Genomic DNA, 20,328 nt, shown 5'->3' with positions numbered 1-20,328 from the left:
GGGATGTGTGGCCGGGCGGCGCGCCTGCCGACTCCCTCACCCTCAGGGGACACATCTATGACCATCAGTCCCGACGTGATCGAGGACGCCTCGGCGTCTTCCGGCGCGTCCGTGCCGTCCGCGACCCTCGGCGGTGAGAACAAGCGGTCCGTGGAGCAGATCGCGCTGCTGCTGTTCATCACCGCCCCCTTCCTCGCCCTGCTCGTCGCGGTTCCGCTCGCGTGGGGCTGGGGGGTGAGCTGGCTGGACGTGGGCCTGATGGTCTTCATGTACTTCCTCACCTGCCACGGCATCACCATCGGCTTCCACCGCTACTTCACGCACGGTTCCTTCAAGGCGAAGCGGCCGCTGCGCATCGCCCTGGCGGTCATGGGCTCGATGGCGGTCGAGGGCCCCCTGGTGCGCTGGGTGGCAGACCACCGCAAGCACCACAAGTACTCCGACCACGAGGGCGACCCGCATTCGCCGTGGCGCTTCGGCGAGACGGTGCCGGCCCTGATGAAGGGCCTGTGGTGGGCGCACATCGGGTGGCTCTTCGACGAGGAGCAGACCGACCAGCAGAAGTACGCCCCGGACCTGATCAAGGACCCGGCGATCCGTCGCATCTCGCGCGACTTCATCTTCTGGACGATGTTCTCGCTGGCGCTGCCGCCGCTGGTGGGCGGTCTGGTGACGATGTCGTGGTGGGGCGCCTTCACGGCGTTCTTCTGGGGCTCCCTGGTCCGGGTCGCGCTGCTGCACCACGTGACGTGGTCGATCAACTCGATCTGCCACGCGGTGGGCAAGCGCCCGTTCAAGTCCCGCGACCGCTCCGGCAACGTGTGGTGGCTGGCCGTGCTCTCCTGCGGCGAGTCCTGGCACAACCTGCACCACGCCGACCCGACCTCGGCCCGGCACGGCGTGCTGCGCGGCCAGGTCGACTCCAGTGCGCGCCTGATCCGCTGGTTCGAACAGCTGGGCTGGGCGTCCGACGTCCGCTGGCCGTCCGAGGCCCGCATCGACGCCCGGCGCAAGGAAGAAGTGTCGAACGCGGCATGATGGGGGGCGTGGGAAACGACGGCAGCAGTTCCAGCAGCGAGAAGCCCAGGCGCAGCCGCCGGGTCCGGATGACGGGCGCCGAACGGCGTCAGCAACTGCTGGACATCGGCCGCGCCCTGTTCGCCGAGAAGGGGTTCGAGGGCACCTCGGTGGAGGAGATCGCGGCGAAGGCCGGAGTCTCCAAGCCGGTGGTCTACGAGCACTTCGGCGGCAAGGAGGGCCTCTACGCGGTCGTCGTGGACCGCGAGATGCGCCAGCTCCTGGACGGGGTGACGGGCGCGCTGACGGCCGGGCACCCGCGGGAGCTCCTGGAGCAGGCGGCCTTCGCGCTGCTGGACTACATCGAGAACTACACGGACGGTTTCCGGATCCTGGTCCGGGACTCCCCCGTGGCCCAGTCGACGGGCACCTTCGCCTCGCTGATCAGTGATATCGCCACGCAGGTCGAGGACATCCTGGGCCTCGAGTTCAAGGCCCGCGGCTTCGACCCGAAGCTGGCCCCGCTGTACGCGCAGGCGCTGGTCGGCATGGTCGCGCTGACCGGGCAGTGGTGGCTGGAGACGCGCCAGCCGAAGAAGGCCGAAGTGGCGGCGCACCTGGTGAACCTGTCCTGGCACGGACTGGAGAACCTGGAGGCGAAGCCGAGGCTGGTGGGCCACCGCAAGAAGTGAGCCCCCGTACTGCGTGCAGGTACGACGGCGCCCCGTCACCGGAGATCCGGTGACGGGGCGCCGTCGTGTGTGGCGTCGGGCCCTGTCCGGGCCGTGCCTCTGCTAGCCGTGCTTCTCCAGGAACTCGATCCGGTTCCCGACCGGGTCCTGCGAGTAGAAACGGCGGTGTCCCGGCAGGTCGTCGTCCCAGACGACCAGGGCGCCGCACGCCTCCAGTCTGTGCGCGTAGGCCTCGATGCCCTCGACCCTGAGTCCCGGGTGGGCCTTGCGGGCGGGGCGGAAGTCCTCCTCCACGCCCAGGTGGAGCTGGACGGGCCCGGCGGCGAACCAGCAGCCCCCGCGCGCCGCGAGCACCGGCGGCTTGGGGATCTCGGTCATGCCGAGCACCTCGGTGTAATAGGCGCGGAGCCGCTCCTCCGAGCCGGGAGGTGCGGCGAGCTGGACGTGGTCGACTCCGGCGAGCATGGTCAGGCCTCCTTGCGGGCGACGGCGAAGATCCGGCGGAACGGGAAGACGGTGCCGCGGGGGCCCGTGGGGTAGGCGGCGCGGAGCAGGGCCCGGTACTCGGCGAGGAAGGCCTCGACGGCCTCCTCGTCGTCGGCCAGCGCGGTGAGCACGGGCCGCAGTGCGGTGCCCTTGACCCAGTCCAGTACCGGGTCGGGGCCCTGGAGCAGCTGGTGGTAGGTGGTCTCCCACACGTCGGCGGCGCAGCCGAGCTCGGTGAACCGCTCCAGGTATCCGGAGGGTTCGAGGATGTGGATGTAGCGGGCTCCGTGTCCGGCGAGCCGGGCCCGCCAGCGCGGGGTGTCGCACAGGTCGGCGAGGATCCGGTGGCTGGGGGCGGTGAAGTTGCCGGGGATCTGGAAGGCGAAGGTGCCGCCGGGGCGCAGTCCGTTGATCCAGGGGGCGAAGGATCCGGCGTGGCCGGGGACCCACTGGAAGGCGGCGTTGGAGACGATCAGGTCGTAGGGCTCCTCCGGGAGCCAGTCGGCGAGGTCGCCGTGGCGGAACTCGAGCGTGCCACCGCCGCCGGTGGGACCGGCGTACTCGGCGTCGGCGCGGTGGAGCATCTCCGGGGAGAGGTCGTAGCCGGTGATGTGCGCTTCGGGCCAGCGGTCCGTGAGGAGGGCGGTGACGTTGCCTGGGCCGCAGCCGAGGTCGGCGATGCGGGCGGCCCGGGTGGGGAGCTCGGGTATGCGGGCCAGGAGGTCGAGGAAGGGCCTGGCCCGGTGCCCTGCGTGCCGGAGGTACTGCTGCGGGTCCCAGGTGGGGGCGGACGGCGCAGTGGGCGCGTCCGTGGGGGATGCGGATGCCGGGGGCGCCGTCGTGGTGGCGCTGCCGGTGGTCGACGCCGGAACCCTGGCCGGCGCGGTATCGGAATGCATGTTCGAGCCTCCCTGCTGGCGGTGCGGTCGGAAGCGGAAGCTGCTCCGGCCCCCTCCATGCCCCATGGTGGCGGAAAATATATCTCGATGTCAAGATACTCGAGATCGAGATGCTCGATTTAAAGAGACTTCACGTCGACAGACCCTTTACACTGATCCGCATGGAGGACGAGGTCGACCGACTGGTCGCGGCATGGCGGCGGGAACGCCCTGACCTCGACGTGGAACCGCTCGAGGTGCTCAGCCGCGTCAGCAGGCTCGCGCGGCACCTCGACCGTGCCCGCCGGCTGGCCTTTTCCGAGCACGGCCTGGAGCCCTGGGAGTTCGACGTCCTGACCTCGCTGCGGCGAGCCGGCGCGCCCTACCAGCTCTCCCCCGGCCAATTGCTGACGCAGACCCTGGTGACCTCCGGGACCATGACCAACCGCATCGACCGGCTCGCCAAGAAGGGCCTCGTCGAACGGCTGCCGGACCCCAACGACCGCCGCGGGGTCCTCGTGCGCCTCAGCCCCGAGGGCCGCGACCGCGCCGACCAGGCGCTCGCCGGCCTGCTGGCCCAGGAACGGGCGATCCTGGCCCAGCTCTCACGGACGCAGCGCGGCGATCTCGCCGGCCTGCTACGCCAGTTGACCGCTCCGTTCGACAACATCCCCGGCTAGTCCCTGCCCCGGCAGTCCCGGCAGGTCGGCGGGCCGTACGCCGGCCCGCCGGGCCAGGGCCACCGCCGCGAGCGTGGAGTGCACGCCCAGCTTGCCCAGCACGTTCTGCATGTGGGTGCGGACGGTGTGCGGGGAGAGGAACAGCCGCGCGGCCACGTCCTTGCGGCCCAGGCCCGCCACCATGCAGCGCAGCACCTCGTGCTCCCTGGGCGTCAGGGACTCCACCAGCCGTTCGCTGTCGGTACGGTGCTTGCGCGCCGCGGTCAGCTCGCGGAGCACTCCGGTCAGCAGCGCGGGCGGAAGGTGCGTCTCCTCGCGCAGGACTCCGCGGATGACGGCCAGGAGCCGCGAGAGCGAGCAGTCCTTCGCCACCCAGCCCGAGGCGCCCGCCTGGAGCGCCAGCGCGGCCCGGCGCGCGTCGTCTCGCTCGGCGAGCACGACCGTACGGAGTTCGGGATGGGACACGCGCACGCCCGCCACCAGCGCGATGCCGTCGGCGGCGGGCGGGGCGGAGCCGGACTCCCGCTGGGCGGGGACGCCCGCGGGGACGGCGACCAGGTCGGAATCGACCAGCAGGACGTCGAAGCGGCGGCCCTCGGCCGCCGCCCGTTCGAGGCAGCGCAGCGCGGCGGGGCCGCTGCCGGCCGCGGAGACGTCCACGTCCGGTTCGGCCGCGAGCGCGGCGGCGAGAGATTCGGCGAAGATGCGGTGATCGTCGACCACGAGTACCCGGATACGGACCACAAAACCCCCAAGGGTCGGGGAACGGACGACTGCGGGTACGACGCCCGGACCGGGTGATCCGCAGGCGCCGCGGCCGCCGCCGTGACATCTCTGCACTACCCCGGACCGGACGTCGTACCCGACTTGTCTCGACCCCTGAATCAACACCGGCCCCCACCGGTGTCACGCATCAGCGTAGGGCCGGGGTCGGCTCGTGGTTGGCCGAATTGCAGAAGTTTTCCGAGCGATTTTCCGGCGAGGCGCTTCCGGAGGCGCTCCGGGATGGCTTGAAATCGACTCCTTCCTGCCAGCGGAAGTACCGTTCCGCCCGGTGGTGTGCCGCGGGCAGTTGCACGGGGGGTATTTCACTCGGCGTGCGCACGCCGGGCGCCCGCGTGCAGCGCCCGGCGAGGGCGCGCCCGACGCGCACGCACGCCCCCGCCCTGAGGGGTCGGGGGCGCGGGCGTGACAGGGGTGGGGCGAGTGGTGCCGGTGGGCTCAGCCGCGCCGGGCGCGGGTGAAGTTCCAGGCGTCCGTCACGATGCCCGTGAGGTCCGAGCGGGTCGGGGTCCAGCCGAGGCGCTCGTGCGCCGTGCGGGCGGAGGCGACGAGGAAGGCCGGATCGCCGGCCCGGCGGGGAGCCACCACCTCGGGAATCTCCTTCCCGGTGACCTTGCGGACCGTCTCGATGACCTCGCGGACCGAAAACCCGCTGCCGTTGCCGAGGTTGCACACCAGGTGCTCTCCCTCGGCGGCGACCCGCAGCGCGGCCAGGTGGGCCTCGGCCAGGTCGGCGACGTGGATGTAGTCCCGTACGCAGGTGCCGTCCGGGGTCGGGTAGTCCTCGCCGAACACCGAGATCGACTCCCGCTCGCCGAGGGCCACTTGCAGCACCAGCGGGATCAGGTGGGTCTCGGGGTCGTGCAGCTCGCCGAACTGCCCGTAGGCACCTGCCACGTTGAAGTAGCGCAGCGAGACCGCCGCGAGGCCGTGCGCCGCGCACTCCCCCGCGATCATGTGGTCGACGGCCAGCTTCGAGGCCCCGTACGGGTTGGTGGGCGCGGTCACCGAGGACTCGGTCAGCGGCCCGTCGCCCGGCTCCCCGTAGGTCGCCGCGGTGGAGGAGAACACCAGCCTGCGCACGCCCGCGCCGCGCATCGCGGCCAGCAGGGCCAGGGTGCCGCCGACGTTGTTCTCCCAGTACTTGCCGGGGTTCACCACGGACTCGCCGACCTGCGAGGAGGCCGCGAAGTGCAGGACCCCGTCGTAGGAGGGGTCCAGGTGCTCGGCGGCGTCCTGGATGCGGCCCTCGACGAACGCGGCGCCGGCCGGCACCCCCGAACGGAAGCCGGTGGATAGGTCGTCGAGGACGGTGACCTCGTGGCCCGCCTCCAGGAGGTGCGCCGCGACCACCCCGCCCACGTATCCGGCTCCGCCGGTGACCAGATACTTGGAGGCCTTGGAACCCTTGGAATCCTTGGAAGACCGCGCAGCCTTGGAAGACGCCGTCTCGCTCACGTGACTACTGCCTCTCGCCGGGGAAAGCACGCACCGTGCGCGTGCTGGTCACCGGCATACCCGAATCCGCGCCGCCGGGGAAATCCCCGGCCCCGATCAGGGCCGGGCACCCCCGGACGGCGGCAGTCCGGCCCGGTCGAGCAGACCGGTACGGGCGGCCAGCGCGGCCGCCTCCAGCCGCGAGCCCACGCCCAGCTTCATCAGCACCCGCTGGACGTGCGTGCGCGCGGTGCTCGGCGCGATGGCCATGCCGGCGGCGATGAGCCGGGTGTCCTCGCCCTCGGCGACCCGGACCAGCACCTCCACCTCGCGCGGGGTGAGCAGCCGCAGCAGCCGGCTGCCCTCGTCGTCGGGCTGGGCGGCGGGGTTGAGCAGCTCCGCGAAGGCTCCCTGCAACAGCTGCGGCGCGATGGCCACTTCCCCCGCCCGGGCCTTGGCCAGGGCCCGCTCCACGCCCTCGATGCGCTCGTCGTGGCGTACGTACCCCGAGGCGCCCGCCGCGAAGGCGGCCGCGATCCCGCGCGGACTCGGCACCGGGCCCAGCACGACCACCGCGATCTGCGGGCGCTCCCGCTTGATCCGGACGATCGGCTCGAAGACCCCGGGCTCGGCGGGCGTGGCGGTGCCCAGCAGGCAGACCTCCGGGGCGCGGCTGATGACCAGTTCGGCGGCGCCCGCGGCCGGGGCGGCGGCCGCCAGCACCCGGTGGCCGCGCAGCTTCAGGGCCGAGGCGAGCGCCTCGGCCAGCAGACGGTGCTCGTCGACCACCATGACCCGTACGCCCATTGAGGTACCCACCCCCGCCCTTCTGACCCGGCAAGCTACACGCTTGTTCGACGACGCGGTGGGGATACCGCGCAGAAGCCCCCGGAAGGACGGACCTTCCGGGGGCTTCGGGGCTTTCGGGGCTTTACTGAGGCGCTGCGCGGATGCTGCTGCCGGTCAGCCCGTCGTGAAGGAGACGAAGTTGTAGTACGGGTCGGTGCTCACGGAGGACTTGCTGTGCACGGCGTCGCGGGCGATGAAGAGCTTCCCGTTGCCGTAGCGGTACTCGGCGGCGTTCGGCACGTACTGGGTCTCGGCGCGCTGCGACTCCTTGGTCGCCGGGTTCTGCATGAGCACGGTCTGCTTCATGGTCTTGCCGTCGACGGAGACGATCTGGCCGCCGCCGTCGTAGGGCGGGACCTTGTAGACGATGAGGTTCGAGCCGTCCATGCGCATCGGGAACACCGTGTGGCGCTCACCGGCGTCGGCGCGGTCGGTGGTCAGCTTGCCGGTCTCCAGGTCGAAGGAGACGATCTCGTTGGTGCGGCCGGACTCGCTCGTGCCCTTGTGCTCCTCGGTCGGCATGTAGATCTTGCCGTTGCCGACGACCATGTGGGTGCAGTCCTCGACCTCGGTGGCCCCGCAGTCGGGGCTGTAGTTGCCCGAGGTGAGCGGGATGCGCGCCTTCAGCTGACCCCCGTCGTCGAGGACGAAGAGGTCGCTGATGCCCGTGGCGTTCTTGGCGGTGTCGTTGACGTTCGCCGCGACGATCAGCGGCTTGCTGGAGACGATCTGGGCGAAGTCCAGGCCCGCGGGGAGCTTGTACGAGCCCTTCGGCGCGCCGGTGACCGGGTCGAGGCTCTGGGCCGACAGCACGTAGTTCGGGGACTGGCCGCACCGCCGGATCACGGCGAGGGCCGGACCGCCGGCGTAGCCGAGGTCCGCGCACCGGTCCGCGTCGGTCTTGGCCGACCACAGGACCTTGCCGTCGGCGAGGTTCCAGGCGGCGCCGCCGCTCAGGCTGCCCGCGGCGACGGTCTGGCCGCTGACGGTGACCTCGGAGAGGTTGATGGGCTTGTCGCCGCCGGTCTGGGACTTGGCGTTGGCCTTCCACAGGAGCTTGCCGGCCTCCAGGTCGATGACGCCGACCTGGTTGCACGGCTGGTACTTCTTCTCGGGCGTCGGCAGGGCCTCGTCGAAGAGGATCGCGGTCTTGTTGTCCGAGGCCCAGCGGCTGGCCCCGCAGACGTTGGCGCCGAGCGGGATCTCCCACTTCTTGGAGCCGTCGGTGAGGTTGTAGCCCACGACCTTGCCCATGTCGGACTTGGCGTACGTGGTGTCGGTGAGCCAGGAGCCGGGGATCTGGACGATCTCGGCCGAGTCCGGCATCGGGACGTTGACCAGCGTCTTCGACTTGGTCTTGGCCGGCACCTTCTCGGTGCCGCCGCCGCCCGGGGCCTTGTCCCCGCCGGTGCCGGGGCTCGCGCTGCCCTCGGCCACGGGCTGGTTGCCGGAGCCCTTGTCGTCGCCGGAGACGTACCAGAGGCCGCCGCCGACGATGAGGGCGATGGCCAGGAGGGCCGCGCCGACGATCATCAGCTGGGTGCGGACCTCGTTGCCACCGCCACCGCCACCGCCACCGGCGGGGACCGCCGGGCTCTGGGCCGCGTACATGGGCGTGGTGACGGGCTGCGGCTGCTGCGGGTAGCCGTACGGCTGCTGCTGCTGCGGCGGGTAGCCGTACGCGGGCTGCCCCGAAGGCTGCCCGGCGGGCTGCCCGGCCGGGACGGTCGGAGGCTGGGCCGTCGGAGGCTGGGCCGGGGGCGGCGGCGGGGGGCCCGCCGGCATGGCCGGGGGCACCGGCGGGGGTCCGCCGAAGCCGCCGGGCGGCTGCTCCTCGGGCTTGCCGAAACCGCCCGGCGGCGGGTCCTGCGGCGCGCCGAAGCCGCCGGACGGCGGCTGGCTGGGGGGCGGCGGGGTACTCATCGGTGCTACTGCCTCTCGGTGGGCGGCTCGGCGGACTGCGCGGTGGAGTGCGCGGTGGACTGCTCGTTCTCGGGGCGGTCGCTCACTTGCCGAAGACCATCAGGAACTTCTCGCTCTTGTTCTGGGCCTGCAGATGGGATGCGGAGACGAACAGCCGGCCGTCCACGTAGTCCACGTTCGGGGAGAGGAAGGAGCTCTCCACGGGGGCCGCGGAGCCGGACGGGTTGCGCAGCACCGCGGTGGGCGTGCCACCGGCGGCCGGGATCGTGAGGACCTCGCCGCCCTTGTCGTTCTCGGCCTCGCGGTAGACGACGACCTGGCCGCCCGCCGCCTTCAGCGGGGTGAGGGTGCGCCCCTCGCCGGCCGGGGTGCGCCACTTCACCTTGCCGGTGCCGAGGTCGAAGGCGACGATCTCGTTCGGCTTGCCGACGTCGGCCTTGGTGGGCAGGTAGAGGGTGTTCGCGTCCACGTAGGAGGAACCGCAGCTCTGGAGCGAGCGGTTGAAGAGGCCGCCGCAGCCGACCGGGAAGCTGCCCTCGCCGGAGACCGTGGCGCGCTGCTTGCCGTCGGGTCCGAGGACCACGATCGAGCGCTCCTTGGCCTCGTTGCCGAGGTCGAGGACGATCGGGTCCAGCGAGTAGACGTTCTTGACCTGGAAGCCCTTGGGGAGCTTGTGGATCCAGGTGTTCTTGCCGGTCGCCGGGTCGGCGTCCATGACCTGGACGGTCTTGTCGACGTCCTGGCAGGTCGCGACGGAGAGCATCTTGCCGTTCATGGCGACGAAGTCGGTGGGCGTGCAGCCCTCTTCGCGCTTGTTGGTGAAGAGCTTGTCCCCGGTGCTGACCTTGAAGGCGCTGCTCGTGCCCATCCGGTTGACGACGAGGGCGTCACCGGTGAGGGCGAGGTCGGGGGTGGTCATGATGTCGAAGAGGCCTTCCTTCGGGACCTCCTTCGACCATCCCTCCTTGCCGGCCTTGAGGTCGATCAACCGCATCTGGTTGCAGTCGGCGTCCTTGGACTCGCCGTTCTCGTACATGACCACGGTCTTGCCGTCCGCGGTCATGTCGGTGACCCCGCAGATCACGGCGGGGAGGGTGAGGGTCCACTTCTGCTTGCCGTCCTTGACCCCGTAGGCGGTGACCGTCTTCCAGAGGGTCTTGACGACGGTGTCGCCGACGATCCACTGCCCCTTGGAGTCGACGCCGGAGCCGGGGCCGTCGATCGTGCTGCTCTTGAACCAGAGGACCTTGTCCTCGCCCTGCTTGCGGCCGGCGTTGAGGTCTTCGTTCTCGTCGCCGCCGTTGCCGCTGCCGTCGCCCTTGTCCACGGAGGCGGAGGGCGAGGCCTTGTCGTCGACGGGCGGCGGCGTGGTGTCCTGCCCGATGGCCTTGTCGGAGCCCTTGTCCTTGCCGGCGAAGAACGCGAAGTAGCCGCCGGTGCCCAGGACGAGCACGCCGGCGACGGCGGCCGCGATCAGCACGGCGAGCTTCTTCTTCGGCCCGCCGGGCGGCACCGGCGGCATGCCGGGGGCGCCGGGGGGCATGTGCGGGGGCTGGGGCGGGAAGCCGTAGCCCCCGGGCGGCTGCTGGCCGTACGGGCCCTGCGGCTGCTGGCCGTACGGACCCTGCGGCTGGGGCTGCTGCGCGTACGGGTTCTCGCCCTGCGGCGGGAACCCGTAACCGGGCTGCGGGGGCCCCGGCAGGTGCCCGTAACCGGAGGGGTTCGGCGGCTGGTTCGGCGGCTGGGGCGGCTCGGTCATCAGCGCATACCTTCGGCTTCGGGTGTGGGAGGAAGCCCTTTCTATCACTGACGGCGTGAGCGGGCCGGGCCGGTCCGACCCCTGTTCCCAAGGGAGGACCGGCCCGTGATGCCGCCGTTATCGGCCGGTCAGGGCCCGCGGGCCCTGCCTGGTCGGCAGGACACCCCCTCAAGGCCCGGCGCGACCTACGCCTCTTCGGCGAGCTCCAGCCAGCGCATCTCCAAGTCGTCCCGGTCCGAGATGAGTTCCCGCAGTTCGGCGTCGAGCTTGGCGACCTTGTCGAAATCGGTGGAGTTCTCGGCGATCTGGGCGTGCAGGCTGCTCTCGCGGTCCGTCATCTTGTTGAGCTGCCGCTCGATCTTCTGCAGCTCCTTCTTCGCGGCGCGCGCGTCCCCGGAGGACGAGGACTTGGCGGCGGCCGGGGCGGGCGCCGGAGCGGCCGCGTCGATCATCTTCTGACGGCGCTCCAGGTACTCGTCGAGGCCGCGCGGCAGCATCCGCAGGCTCGCGTCGCCCAGCAGGGCCATGACCGTGTCGGTGGTGCGCTCGATGAAGAACCGGTCGTGCGAGATCACGATCATCGACCCGGGCCAGCCGTCGAGGAGGTCCTCGAGCTGGGTCAGGGTCTCGATGTCGAGGTCGTTGGTGGGCTCGTCGAGGAAGAGGACGTTGGGCTCGTCCATGAGCAGGCGCAGGATCTGCAGCCGGCGCCGCTCACCGCCGGAGAGGTCGCCGACGGGCGTCCACTGCTTCTCCTTGGTGAAGCCGAACTGCTCGCACAGCTGCCCGGCCGTCATCTCGCGGCCCTGACCGAGGTCGACCCGGTCGCGCACGCGCTGGACGGCCTCCAGGACCCGCAGCGACGGGTCGAGTTCGCCGACCTCCTGCGAGAGGTAGGCCAGCTTGACGGTCTTCCCGACGGTCACCGTGCCGGCGGCCGGCTGGACCTCGCCCTGGGTGCGCGCGGCCTCGCCGAGGGCGCGCAGCAGGGAGGTCTTGCCGGCTCCGTTGACGCCGACGAGACCGACGCGGTCGCCGGGGCCGAGGTGCCAGGTGAGGTGCTTGAGGAGGGTCTTGGGGCCGGCCTGGACGGTCACGTCTTCCAGGTCGAACACCGTCTTGCCGAGGCGGGCGTTGGCGAACTTCATCAGCGCGGACTTGTCGCGCGGCGGCGGCACGTCGGCGATCAGCTCGTTGGCGGCCTCGATGCGGTAGCGCGGCTTGGAGGTACGGGCCGGGGCGCCGCGGCGCAGCCAGGCCAGCTCCTTGCGCATCAGGTTCTGCCGCTTGGACTCCTCCGTGGCGGCGATGCGGTCGCGCTCGGCGCGGGCGAAGACGTAGTCGCTGTAGCCGCCCTCGTACTCGTGGACGTCACCGCGCTGCACGTCCCACATGCGGGTGCAGACCTGGTCGAGGAACCACCGGTCGTGGGTGACGCAGACGAGCGCGGAGCGACGTGCCTGGAGGTGCTTGGCCAGCCAGGAGATGCCCTCGACGTCGAGGTGGTTGGTGGGCTCGTCGAGTACGAGGAGGTCCTGGTCGGCGATGAGGAGCTTGGCCAGCGCGATGCGGCGGCGCTCGCCACCGGACAGCGGGCCGATGACCGTGTCCAGGCCCTGTCCGAAGCCGGGCAGGTCCAGCCCGCCGAAGAGGCCGGTCAGGACGTCGCGGATCTTGGCGTTGCCGGCCCACTCGTGGTCGGCCATGTCCCCGATGATCTCGTGGCGGACGGTGGCCTTCGGGTCGAGGGAGTCGTGCTGGGTGAGCACGCCCATCTGCAGGCCGCTGTTCTGGGTGACCCGGCCGGTGTCGGGTTCCTCCAGCTTGGCGAGCATGCGGATGAGGGTGGTCTTGCCGTCGCCGTTGCGGCCTACGACACCGATCCGGTCCCCCTCGGATACGCCGAGGGAGATGCCGTCGAGCAGGGTACGGGTGCCGTACACCTTGCTGACTGCCTCGACATTGACCAGGTTGACGGCCATCAGGAGCGCTCCAGGGAAGGGGTGTGGATCAGCCCCTCAGCCTAACCCTCCGCGAAGTGCCGGACCGTTCCACCAGCAGCCAGCCGCCCAGCGCCATGCCGATCGCGGCGGGCGCGGTGACCGGGAGCGCGATCAGGGTGGCGCTGTGGCCTTCCAGGAGCCCGCCGAGGCCGGTCGTGGAGAGCCCGAGGACGCCGAGGAGGCAGAGTGCGGTGCCGAGGGCGGCGCGGGGGCCGGAGCCGCGGCCCGGGCCCGGCCCGGGGGCGGGGCGCGCGCTGCTCCCGACGGGCGACTCGAAGCGCCGGAAGGCCGCGACGAGCACACCGGTCAGTGCGGCGGCGGCGAGGAACCGGACCGGGACCTGGGCCCACCAGGCCGCCCCGGCGGGCTCGGGCAGGGCGATGCCGAGGCCGAGCTGGGCGGCGTACACGGCGAGCATCGCGGTGAGGTGCCAGAGGAAGGCCGTCATGGCGACCTCGTTGGCGGCGACCACGCCGCGCCAGACCCGGGGCCGGGCCAGCCAGGCGCTGGCCGGGGTCCTGAGCAGCTCCACGGCGCCCACGAGCCAGATCCCGTGCGCGAGCAGGGCGAGGGTGGGCGGGGCCATGTTGGAGACCTTCTCCCCCGGCATCCCGACCATGGACAGCGGGTACGGCCCGTACGCCACCAGCGCCACGGCCCCGGCGAGCCCGGCGGCGGCGAGGGCGCCGGGGCGGCGGAGCTGCCCGTCGGCACGCAGGAAGCCGAGCTGGTGGACGGCGAGCCAGACGAAGGCGAAGTTCAGGAACTCGGCGTACGGGACACCGCCCGCGAAGCGCAGCAGATCGACGGCGGCCGCGGCTGCGGCCAGCGCCCCGAAGGCGGCCCAGCCGTGGCGCTCGTGCAGTTTCAGCAGGGGCGGGGTGAGGGCGACCATCGCGAGGTAGATCCCGATGAACCACAGCGGCTGCGTGACCAGCCGGAACGCCGCCCCGGACAGGCGCCCGCCGCCCCCGCCGAGGAGCTGCGCGGTGAGGGCCACGGCGGTCCAGACGGCGACGAACACGAGGGTGGGCCGGAGCAGCCGGCGGAGCCGGGCCCGCAGGAAGGCGGCGTAGACGGGGCCGTCGGTGCGGCGTGCGAGGGAACGGTAGGAGAGGGCGTGCGAGAACCCTCCGACGAAGAAGAACACCGGCATCACCTGCAGGGCCCAGGTGAGCACCTGGAGCGGCGGCACGACGGCGAGCAGGTTCCCTATGCCGTCGGCGCTGACGGCGGCCATCAGCCAGTGCCCGGCGATGACGGTGCCGAGCGAGGCGACCCGGAGCAGGTCGACGTAGCGGTCCCGCGAGGCGGGGGTGACGGCGGCGATGTCGCTTGCGCTGGCTCCCATGGGCCCTAAGCTCCCGCGCGGGCCCGCTGGGCAACAGGGCGCGGGTACTCACTCCCCACCTAGGTACCCCGGAGCGTCACCCCGGGCCCTTCCGCTGCGCGGGGCGGAGTCCCCTACCCGCCCTTCGCAGCGGCACGCCCGCGCCCCGCCGGGCCGCAAGCCGCCGGTTCAGAGGAGGGTCGCGCCCGGGGCCGGGCTGGTGGCCGTGTGGGTGCTGCGGCAGGTGCCGGAGGCGTTCAGGGCGGCCGCGACCTTCGTCGCCGACTCCGCGTCGCGGACGAGGAAGGCCGTCGTGGGGCCGGAGCCCGAGACCAGCGCGGCCAGGGCTCCGGCCTCGGTGCCCGCCGCGAGGGTGTCGGCGAGCGACGGCCGCAGCGAAAGGGCCGCGGGCTGGAGCCCGTTGGCCAGGGTGGCGGCCAGCGCGTCCGGGTCGCCGGAGGCCAGGGCCGCGAGGAGGGCCGGGGAAGCCTGCGGGACGGGGACCTCCGTACCGGCGGTGAGCCGGTCGAACTCGCGGAACACCGCCGGGGTGGAGAGGCCGCCGTCGGCCACCGCGAACACCCAGTGGAAGGTGCCGGCCGGGACGGGGGTCAGGATCTCCCCGCGCCCGGTGCCCAGCGCCGCCCCGCCGACCAGGCTGAACGGCACGTCGCTGCCCAGCTCCGCGCAGATGGCCAGGAGTTCCTCGGCCGGGGTCTTCAGACCCCAGAGCGCGTCGCAGGCGAGCAGGGCCGCCGCACCGTCCGCGCTGCCGCCCGCCATGCCGCCCGCCACCGGGATCCGCTTCTCGATGTGGAGGTGGACGGCGGGGGCCAGCCCGGCCCGCTCCGCCAGGATCTCCGCCGCCCGGGCCGCGAGGTTGGTGCGGTCCAGCGGGACCTTGCCGGCGTCCGGCCCCGCGCACGTCACGGTCAGCTCGTCGGCCGGGGTCGCGGTGACCTCGTCGTAGAGGGAGACCGCGAGGAAGACGTTCGCGAGGTCGTGGAAGCCGTCCGGCCGGGCCGCGCCCACCGCCAGCTGGACGTTGACCTTGGCGGGGACCCGTACGGTGACCGTGTCGCTCACAGCGCGGGCCTTTCCGCGGCGGGCTTGTGCTCGGCGATCGCCGCGAATTCCTCTACGGTGAGGGATTCGCCGCGGGCCTGCGGGGAGACACCGGCGGCGACGAGCGCCGCTTCGGCACCGGCCGCGGATCCGGCCCAGCCGGACAGCGCCGCGCGCAGCGTCTTGCGGCGCTGCGCGAAGGCCGCGTCGACGACCGCGAAGACCTCGGCCTTGGTCGCGGTGGTCTTGACCGGCTCCGCCCGGCGGACCAGGGAGACGAGTCCGGAGTCGACGTTCGGGGCGGGCCAGAAGACCTTGCGGCCGATGGCGCCGGCCCGCTTGACGTCCGCGTACCAGTTGGCCTTAACGGAGGGGACCCCGTACACCTTGTTGCCGGGCTCGGCGGCCAGCCGGTCGGCGACCTCGGCCTGCACCATGACCAGGGTCCGCTCGATGCTCGGGAAGCGGTCGAGCATGGTCAGCAGGACCGGCACGGCCACGTTGTAGGGCAGGTTCGCGACGAGCGCGGTCGGCGGCGGCCCGGGCAGCTCCTTGACCAGCATCGCGTCGGAGTGGACCAGCGCGAAGCGGTCCTTGCGCTCCGGCATCCGCGCCTCGATGGTGGCGGGCAGCGCGGCGGCCAGGATGTCGTCGATCTCGACGGCGACGACCCGGTCGGCGGCCTCCAGCAGCGCGAGCGTCAGCGAGCCCAGCCCGGGCCCGACCTCGACGACCACGTCGTCCGGCCGGACCTCGGCCGTGCGCACGATGCGGCGCACGGTGTTGGCGTCGATGACGAAGTTCTGGCCCTTCTGCTTCGTCGGCCGTACGCCGAGTACGGCGGCCAGCTCCCGGATGTCGGCCGCGCCGAGGAGGGCGGAGGTCTCGGGCGCGGACGTCTCGGGCGCGGAGGTCTCGGGTGCGGACGTCTCGGGTGCGGAGGTCTCCGGCACGGTGCTTTCGGGCTGCTGCTCTGCGGTGCTCACCGATAAAGGGTACGGCCGCAGTGTGGCCAGGGACTCGCCCCCCGCTGGACGTACAGCTTCTTCGCCCGGTACGTCTGTTCCGGGCCCGGAGCGTCCTGGGGGCGGCCGCTGCCGCCGAGGGCCTGCCAGGTCTGTACGTCGAACTGGTAGAGCCCCCCGTACGTGCCCGAGGGGTCCGTGGCGCCGGGCCGGCCGCCCGACTCGCAGCGGGCCAGCGCGCCCCAGTCGAGGCCGTCCGCGCCCTGCACGGAGGTCGGCAGCGGCTTGGTGCCGACCTTGACGAGCTGGCTGACGGGCTCGCGGACGGTCTCCTCGGCGACCCGTCGGGCCTTCTGCCGGACCCCGTTGACGGTGCGCAGACTGTACGTGACCCTGCGCGCCCCGGGCCGGCCCGAGCGCTCGACGACTTCGGTTCCGGCGAAGAGGGCGGGGTCCTTGACCCGCTCGATCGCGTACGGGATGCGTTCCTCGCGGATCTCGCGGGTGCCGGTGATGCGGAGCACCGTGACGGTCTGGCCGTCGCGCGGGAAGGAGTCGGCGGGCACGGAGGTGGCGTCCTGGCCGTGGAGGGTGATCCCGGCTTCGTCGAGGGCCTCCTGGACGGTGGCGGCGTTGGTGCGGATGGTCCGCTCGCGGCCGTCGGCCATGAAGGTGATGCTGCGTTCGGTGCGGACGGCGAGGGTCAGGCCGGTCCGGGGGACGGCGGCGGTGCGGGGTGCGGAGAGGTAGGCGCCCTCGGCGCGGATGCCGAACTGGCGCAGTGCGCCGTCGACGGTGCGGGCCGTGGTCCACACCTCGCGCCGCTGTCCGTCGAGGGTCAGGCTCAGCGGGCGGCCGTAGCGCAGGACGATCTCGTCCCCGTCGTCGAGGACCTCCGCCCCGGCCGGGGCGACGAGGTCGTGGGGGCCGACGCCGAGTCCTTCGGCGGCGAGCAGCTCGTCGACGTCGTCGGCGAAGGTGTGCAGGGTCCGCGGGACTCCGTCGACGGTGAGGCGTACGGCCTTGTCGGCGGCCACGAAGGCGGTGGTGCCGCCCGCCAGGAACGCGACGACCAGGGCCTGCGGCACGATGCGCCGCCAGGTGTCGCGGGAGGCGGGGGCGGCGCTCCTGCGCCGCCTCGGACCGGGGGCGGGGCCGGCCGGCGCGGGCACCGTGCCGAGTCCGCCGCCCCGGCGCCGTCCGGTCCCCGCGGGGACCGGTCCGGCCGGGGCGGGCGCGGTGTCCGGGAACGCCAACGGCGCGGTGCGGCGCCGACGGCCGGTGGCCGGTGGCTCCGGCTCGGGAGCGGGGCCCGGTGCGGGACCGGCCGGGGCGGGGGCCCGGCCGCGGGCCCGGCGGCCCGCCCCGGGCTCGACGGCCGTCCGCCGCCGCCCACCGCCCCGCGGCGCCGGCACCGCGGGCTCCGGGTGCGGCCCGGGGGCGGAATCCGAGGCTGTCACCCCCTGCCCCGGGAACGGGCCCGGGCCCACCCCCGAGCCCGGGAACGAGTCGGGGTCCGCCCCCGGGCCCCGTGACGGGTCAAGGTCCGACCCCGAGCCTAGGAACGGGTCCGGGTCCGGCTCCGGCTCCGGGCCGAGGAAGGGGTCCGCCCCCGGGTCCCGATACTGGTCCACGTCCCCGTAGGGCGTCGCGCCCGGGTCCGGGTACGGGTCCGCGTACGGATCCATCAGGTCCTGATCCGCGCCCGGGGCGAGGAACGGGTCCGGGCGGGTGCCCGGTTCCGCGGTCGGGTCCGGGGCCACGGCCCAGGGATCGCGTCCACCGGCCGGCCAGGCCACATCGCTCATCGCGCTCGCTCCACTGGTCCGTCCGGCTGCTTCGGGCACGGCACCCTAGCGGAGCGGCCGTCACGCTACAAAGCGGGGCGACTACGGAACGTGGCGAACGGGTGAGGGTGTCCTCGCGGCGTCCTCACCGGGCGATCAGTAGGCGAAGGCGCGGGCCGTATTGGCCGCCAGGGCCGTCGCCATGGCGTCCTCGTCGATGCCGCGGACCGCGGCCATGGCCCGTACGGTCAGCGGAATGAGGTACGGCGCGTTGGGCCGTCCGCGGTACGGGGCCGGGGTGAGGTACGGGGCGTCCGTCTCCACGAGCACCAGCTCCAGCGGGGCCACCGCCAGGGCTTCGCGCAGCGGCGCCGCGTTCTTGAAGGTGACGGTCCCGGCGAAGGACATGTAGTAGCCGGCGGCCGCGCACTCCCGGGCCATCTCCGCGTCTCCGGAGTAGCAGTGGAAGACGGTCCGCTCGGGGGCGCCCTCCTCGCGCAGGACGCGCAGCACGTCCGCGTGGGCCTCTCGGTCGTGGATGACCAGGGCCTTGCCCTGCCGTTTGGCGATCTCGATGTGCGCGCGGAAGGAACGCTCCTGCGCGGCCATGCCCTCCTGGCCGGTCCGGAAGTAGTCGAGTCCGGTCTCGCCGACCGCCTTCACGTGCGCGAGGGCCGCCAGGGCCTCGATCTCGGCGAGCGCGTCGTCGAGCGCGGCCTCGCCGCCGCCCGTCCGGGCGCCCTGCCGCGACCAGCCGTCGGGGTCCCCGTGGACGATCCGGGGGGCTTCGTTGGGGTGCAGGGCCACGGCAGCGTGGACGTTCTCGTACGCGGCGGCCGTCTCGGCGGCCCAGCGGGAGCCCTTCACGTCGCAGCCCACCTGGACGACGGTGGTCACCCCGACGGAGGCGGCCTTGGCGAGGCCCTCCTCGACGGTGCCGGACTGCATGTCCAGGTGGGTGTGGGAGTCGGCGACCGCCACCCGGAGCGGTTCGGGCAACGGGGGCGGTGCGTCGTTCGACGTACTACGGCTCATACGGCCGATCTTATGACCGGCGGAAGAACCCCAGCAGCCGGGCCATCAGGCCGGGCCGTTCCACCGGGACCGGTCCGGGGCCTTCGTGCAGGGCTGCCTTGCGGGGCTTCGGGGCCTTCGCGGTGTACCCGGCGGGCACCGGTCCGGCGATCCCCGGGGCCGCGCGGTGGTGGTAGAGCTGGTCGAGCATGCCGATGACCGACTCGACCTGGCCCTCCCGCATGATCCGCACCACGTGACCGCCGCAGTTCATGCAGGTCGGGTTGGACAGGGGGGAGGGCACGCGCTCGCCGTCGGCCGTGTAGACGATGAACGGCAGGCCCCTGCCGTCGGTGTGGTGCTCTATCTCGTACCCCTGCTCCCAGCCGTAGCCGCACTTCATGCAGGCGAAGGAGTACGCCTCGTGCACCGTCGGTACGGCGGTGGGAGCGGGCTCCGTCACGGGGAGGGGTCGGGGTTCGGCGATCTCACTCATGCCAGCTCCTCTTGTTCCACTGCTGCCATTGCCAGTGGACGCCTCTTCGGGCGGGAGCGCATCAGGCCCTGTCTAGTGTTGGACGGTCCTTGGGCTAGTCATGCCCAAAGCGCCCGGTGCGCGGTCTGAGCTTTGCTTTTCAGGTTAGCTCTTTACCGACTCACGGCGACTTTTGTGCCGCGTTCTTTGCCGCCACCACCGCGTCGAACACCTCGCGCTTGGGTACCCCGGCCTCGGCGGCGACCGCCGCGATGGCCTCCTTGCGCCGCTCCCCCGCCTCCTCGCGCACCCGTACCCGGTTCACCAGCTCCTCGGCGTCCACATCGCCGGGGGCCGCGGCCGGGGCGCCCTCGACGACCACGGTGATCTCCCCGCGCACGCCTTCGGCTGCCCAGGCGGCCAGCTCGCCGAGCCCGCCGCGCTTGACCTCCTCGTAGGTCTTGGTCAGCTCGCGGCAGACGGCGGCCCGCCGGTCGGCGCCGAAGACCTCGGCCATGGCGGCCAGGGTGTCGTCGAGCCGGTGCGGGGCCTCGAAGTAGACGAGGGTGCGGCGTTCGGCGGCGACCTCGCGGAGCTTGCCGAGGCGCTCGCCGGCCTTGCGCGGCAGGAAGCCCTCGAAGCAGAAGCGGTCGACCGGCAGGCCGGAGAGGGCGAGCGCGGTGAGGACGGCGGAGGGCCCGGGTACGGCCGTGACCTTGATGTCCTTCTCCACGGCGGCGGCGACGAGCCGGTAGCCGGGGTCGGAGACCGAGGGCATGCCTGCGTCCGTGACCAGCAGGACGCGCTTGCCGGCCTCCAGGGCCTCGACCAGTTCGGGGGTGCGCGCGGACTCGTTGCCCTCGAAGTACGACAGGACGCGCCCGGTGGTGTACACGCCGAGGCCCTGCGTCAGCCTGCGCAGCCGCCGGGTGTCCTCGGCGGCGATCACGTCGGCCCGCTCCAGCTCGGTGGCGAGCCGCGGCGGGGCGTCGGCGAGGTCGCCGATGGGCGTCCCGGCGAGGACGAGAACGCCTCCCGCGAGTGCGTCGGAGGGGGCCGGGGAGGGGGCTTCGGCGGAGCCGGGCTGGTCAGTGGTCACCGCCCCATCCTCTCAGCCGCCCCCACCGGTACACCCCGACGCTCCCGTCCCCCTGGGTTTGGCACAGGCTCGTTCCCTACGATGTG

General features: G+C 72.7%; 18 protein-coding genes. 3 read left to right on the top strand and 15 right to left on the bottom strand.

Features of this window, described 5'->3' with window-relative positions; translation table 11 throughout:
• The first annotated feature begins 57 nt into the window (after nucleotides 1-57).
• Together ACE1OC_RS24710 and ACE1OC_RS24705 are read left to right on the top strand one after the other, a co-directional pair.
• A complete protein-coding gene (locus ACE1OC_RS24710; RefSeq protein ID WP_407838854.1) occupies nucleotides 58-1,038 on the top strand; it encodes an acyl-CoA desaturase in 981 nt (326 codons plus the stop codon).
• Nucleotides 1,038-1,709: a TetR family transcriptional regulator gene (locus ACE1OC_RS24705; protein WP_407841670.1), complete on the top strand. Its 672-nt coding sequence runs from the start codon at nucleotides 1,038-1,040 to the stop codon at nucleotides 1,707-1,709. Before ACE1OC_RS24710 ends, ACE1OC_RS24705 begins: the two co-directional genes overlap by 1 nt.
• Before the next feature lie 102 nt (nucleotides 1,710-1,811).
• Here ACE1OC_RS24705 and ACE1OC_RS24700 read toward each other — a convergent pair whose 3' ends face one another.
• Together ACE1OC_RS24700 and ACE1OC_RS24695 are read right to left on the bottom strand one after the other, a co-directional pair.
• Nucleotides 1,812-2,174 carry a VOC family protein gene (locus tag ACE1OC_RS24700; RefSeq protein WP_407838853.1) on the bottom strand — a complete coding sequence of 121 codons (363 nt, stop codon included), beginning with the start codon at nucleotides 2,172-2,174 and terminating at the stop codon, nucleotides 1,812-1,814.
• A gap of 2 nt (nucleotides 2,175-2,176) precedes the next feature.
• Entirely contained in the window at nucleotides 2,177-3,094 is a 918-nt protein-coding gene (locus ACE1OC_RS24695) for a trans-aconitate 2-methyltransferase (RefSeq protein WP_407838852.1), read from the bottom strand.
• 161 nt (nucleotides 3,095-3,255) lie between these two features.
• Here ACE1OC_RS24695 and ACE1OC_RS24690 point away from each other — a divergent pair, with 161 nt between their 5' ends.
• Entirely contained in the window at nucleotides 3,256-3,753 is a 498-nt protein-coding gene (locus ACE1OC_RS24690) for a MarR family winged helix-turn-helix transcriptional regulator (RefSeq protein ID WP_243335294.1), read from the top strand.
• Here the strand turns inward: ACE1OC_RS24690 and ACE1OC_RS24685 are convergent.
• The 13 genes from ACE1OC_RS24685 to rsmI form a co-directional block, all read right to left on the bottom strand.
• Nucleotides 3,712-4,497 (bottom strand): response regulator transcription factor, encoded by a 786-nt coding sequence (locus tag ACE1OC_RS24685; protein WP_407838851.1) that lies wholly within the window; start codon nucleotides 4,495-4,497, stop codon nucleotides 3,712-3,714. The genes ACE1OC_RS24690 and ACE1OC_RS24685 overlap by 42 nt on opposite strands.
• 477 nt (nucleotides 4,498-4,974) lie before the next feature.
• The gene (gene galE, locus ACE1OC_RS24680; protein ID WP_407841669.1) at nucleotides 4,975-5,922 is read right to left on the bottom strand and encodes a UDP-glucose 4-epimerase GalE; all 948 of its coding nucleotides are present in this window, start codon (nucleotides 5,920-5,922) and stop codon (nucleotides 4,975-4,977) included.
• Nucleotides 5,923-6,090: 168 nt separating this feature from the next.
• Nucleotides 6,091-6,780: a response regulator transcription factor gene (locus tag ACE1OC_RS24675; RefSeq protein WP_266913012.1), complete on the bottom strand. Its 690-nt coding sequence runs from the start codon at nucleotides 6,778-6,780 to the stop codon at nucleotides 6,091-6,093.
• Nucleotides 6,781-6,936: 156 nt separating this feature from the next.
• Nucleotides 6,937-8,745 (bottom strand): PQQ-binding-like beta-propeller repeat protein, encoded by a 1,809-nt coding sequence (locus ACE1OC_RS24670; RefSeq protein ID WP_407838850.1) that lies wholly within the window; start codon nucleotides 8,743-8,745, stop codon nucleotides 6,937-6,939.
• Nucleotides 8,746-8,827: 82 nt separating this feature from the next.
• Nucleotides 8,828-10,504 carry a PQQ-binding-like beta-propeller repeat protein gene (locus ACE1OC_RS24665; protein WP_407838849.1) on the bottom strand — a complete coding sequence of 559 codons (1,677 nt, stop codon included), beginning with the start codon at nucleotides 10,502-10,504 and terminating at the stop codon, nucleotides 8,828-8,830.
• A gap of 185 nt (nucleotides 10,505-10,689) precedes the next feature.
• Nucleotides 10,690-12,486 carry an ABC-F family ATP-binding cassette domain-containing protein gene (locus ACE1OC_RS24660; RefSeq protein ID WP_407838848.1) on the bottom strand — a complete coding sequence of 599 codons (1,797 nt, stop codon included), beginning with the start codon at nucleotides 12,484-12,486 and terminating at the stop codon, nucleotides 10,690-10,692.
• Between the two features lie 28 nt (nucleotides 12,487-12,514).
• On the bottom strand, nucleotides 12,515-13,858 hold the full coding sequence (locus tag ACE1OC_RS24655) for an acyltransferase family protein (protein ID WP_407838847.1): 1,344 nt from the start codon (nucleotides 13,856-13,858) through the stop codon (nucleotides 12,515-12,517).
• A gap of 168 nt (nucleotides 13,859-14,026) precedes the next feature.
• On the bottom strand, nucleotides 14,027-14,923 hold the full coding sequence (locus ACE1OC_RS24650; RefSeq protein ID WP_407838846.1) for a 4-(cytidine 5'-diphospho)-2-C-methyl-D-erythritol kinase: 897 nt from the start codon (nucleotides 14,921-14,923) through the stop codon (nucleotides 14,027-14,029).
• Complete coding sequence (gene rsmA / locus ACE1OC_RS24645) at nucleotides 14,920-15,759, bottom strand: 16S rRNA (adenine(1518)-N(6)/adenine(1519)-N(6))-dimethyltransferase RsmA (protein WP_274553182.1); 840 nt, start codon at nucleotides 15,757-15,759, stop codon at nucleotides 14,920-14,922. The genes ACE1OC_RS24650 and rsmA overlap by 4 nt, the downstream gene beginning before the upstream one ends.
• Nucleotides 15,760-15,884: 125 nt before the next feature.
• Complete coding sequence (locus tag ACE1OC_RS24640) at nucleotides 15,885-17,123, bottom strand: ubiquitin-like domain-containing protein (RefSeq protein WP_407841668.1); 1,239 nt, start codon at nucleotides 17,121-17,123, stop codon at nucleotides 15,885-15,887.
• A 687-nt stretch (nucleotides 17,124-17,810) separates the two neighbouring features.
• The gene (locus ACE1OC_RS24635) at nucleotides 17,811-18,689 is read right to left on the bottom strand and encodes a TatD family hydrolase (protein ID WP_407838845.1); all 879 of its coding nucleotides are present in this window, start codon (nucleotides 18,687-18,689) and stop codon (nucleotides 17,811-17,813) included.
• Nucleotides 18,690-18,699: 10 nt separating this feature from the next.
• Complete coding sequence (locus ACE1OC_RS24630) at nucleotides 18,700-19,164, bottom strand: hypothetical protein (protein ID WP_407838844.1); 465 nt, start codon at nucleotides 19,162-19,164, stop codon at nucleotides 18,700-18,702.
• Nucleotides 19,165-19,324: 160 nt separating this feature from the next.
• Nucleotides 19,325-20,242: a 16S rRNA (cytidine(1402)-2'-O)-methyltransferase gene (gene rsmI / locus ACE1OC_RS24625; protein ID WP_382981006.1), complete on the bottom strand. Its 918-nt coding sequence runs from the start codon at nucleotides 20,240-20,242 to the stop codon at nucleotides 19,325-19,327.
• Between the last annotated feature and the right edge of the window lie 86 nt (nucleotides 20,243-20,328).

The organism is Streptomyces stoeckheimensis (assembly GCF_045822005.1).
GTDB classification, from domain to species: domain Bacteria; phylum Actinomycetota; class Actinomycetes; order Streptomycetales; family Streptomycetaceae; genus Streptomyces; species Streptomyces stoeckheimensis.
Note: the sequence above shows the minus strand (reverse complement) of the source record. Positions and strands in the feature narration are given on the sequence as shown.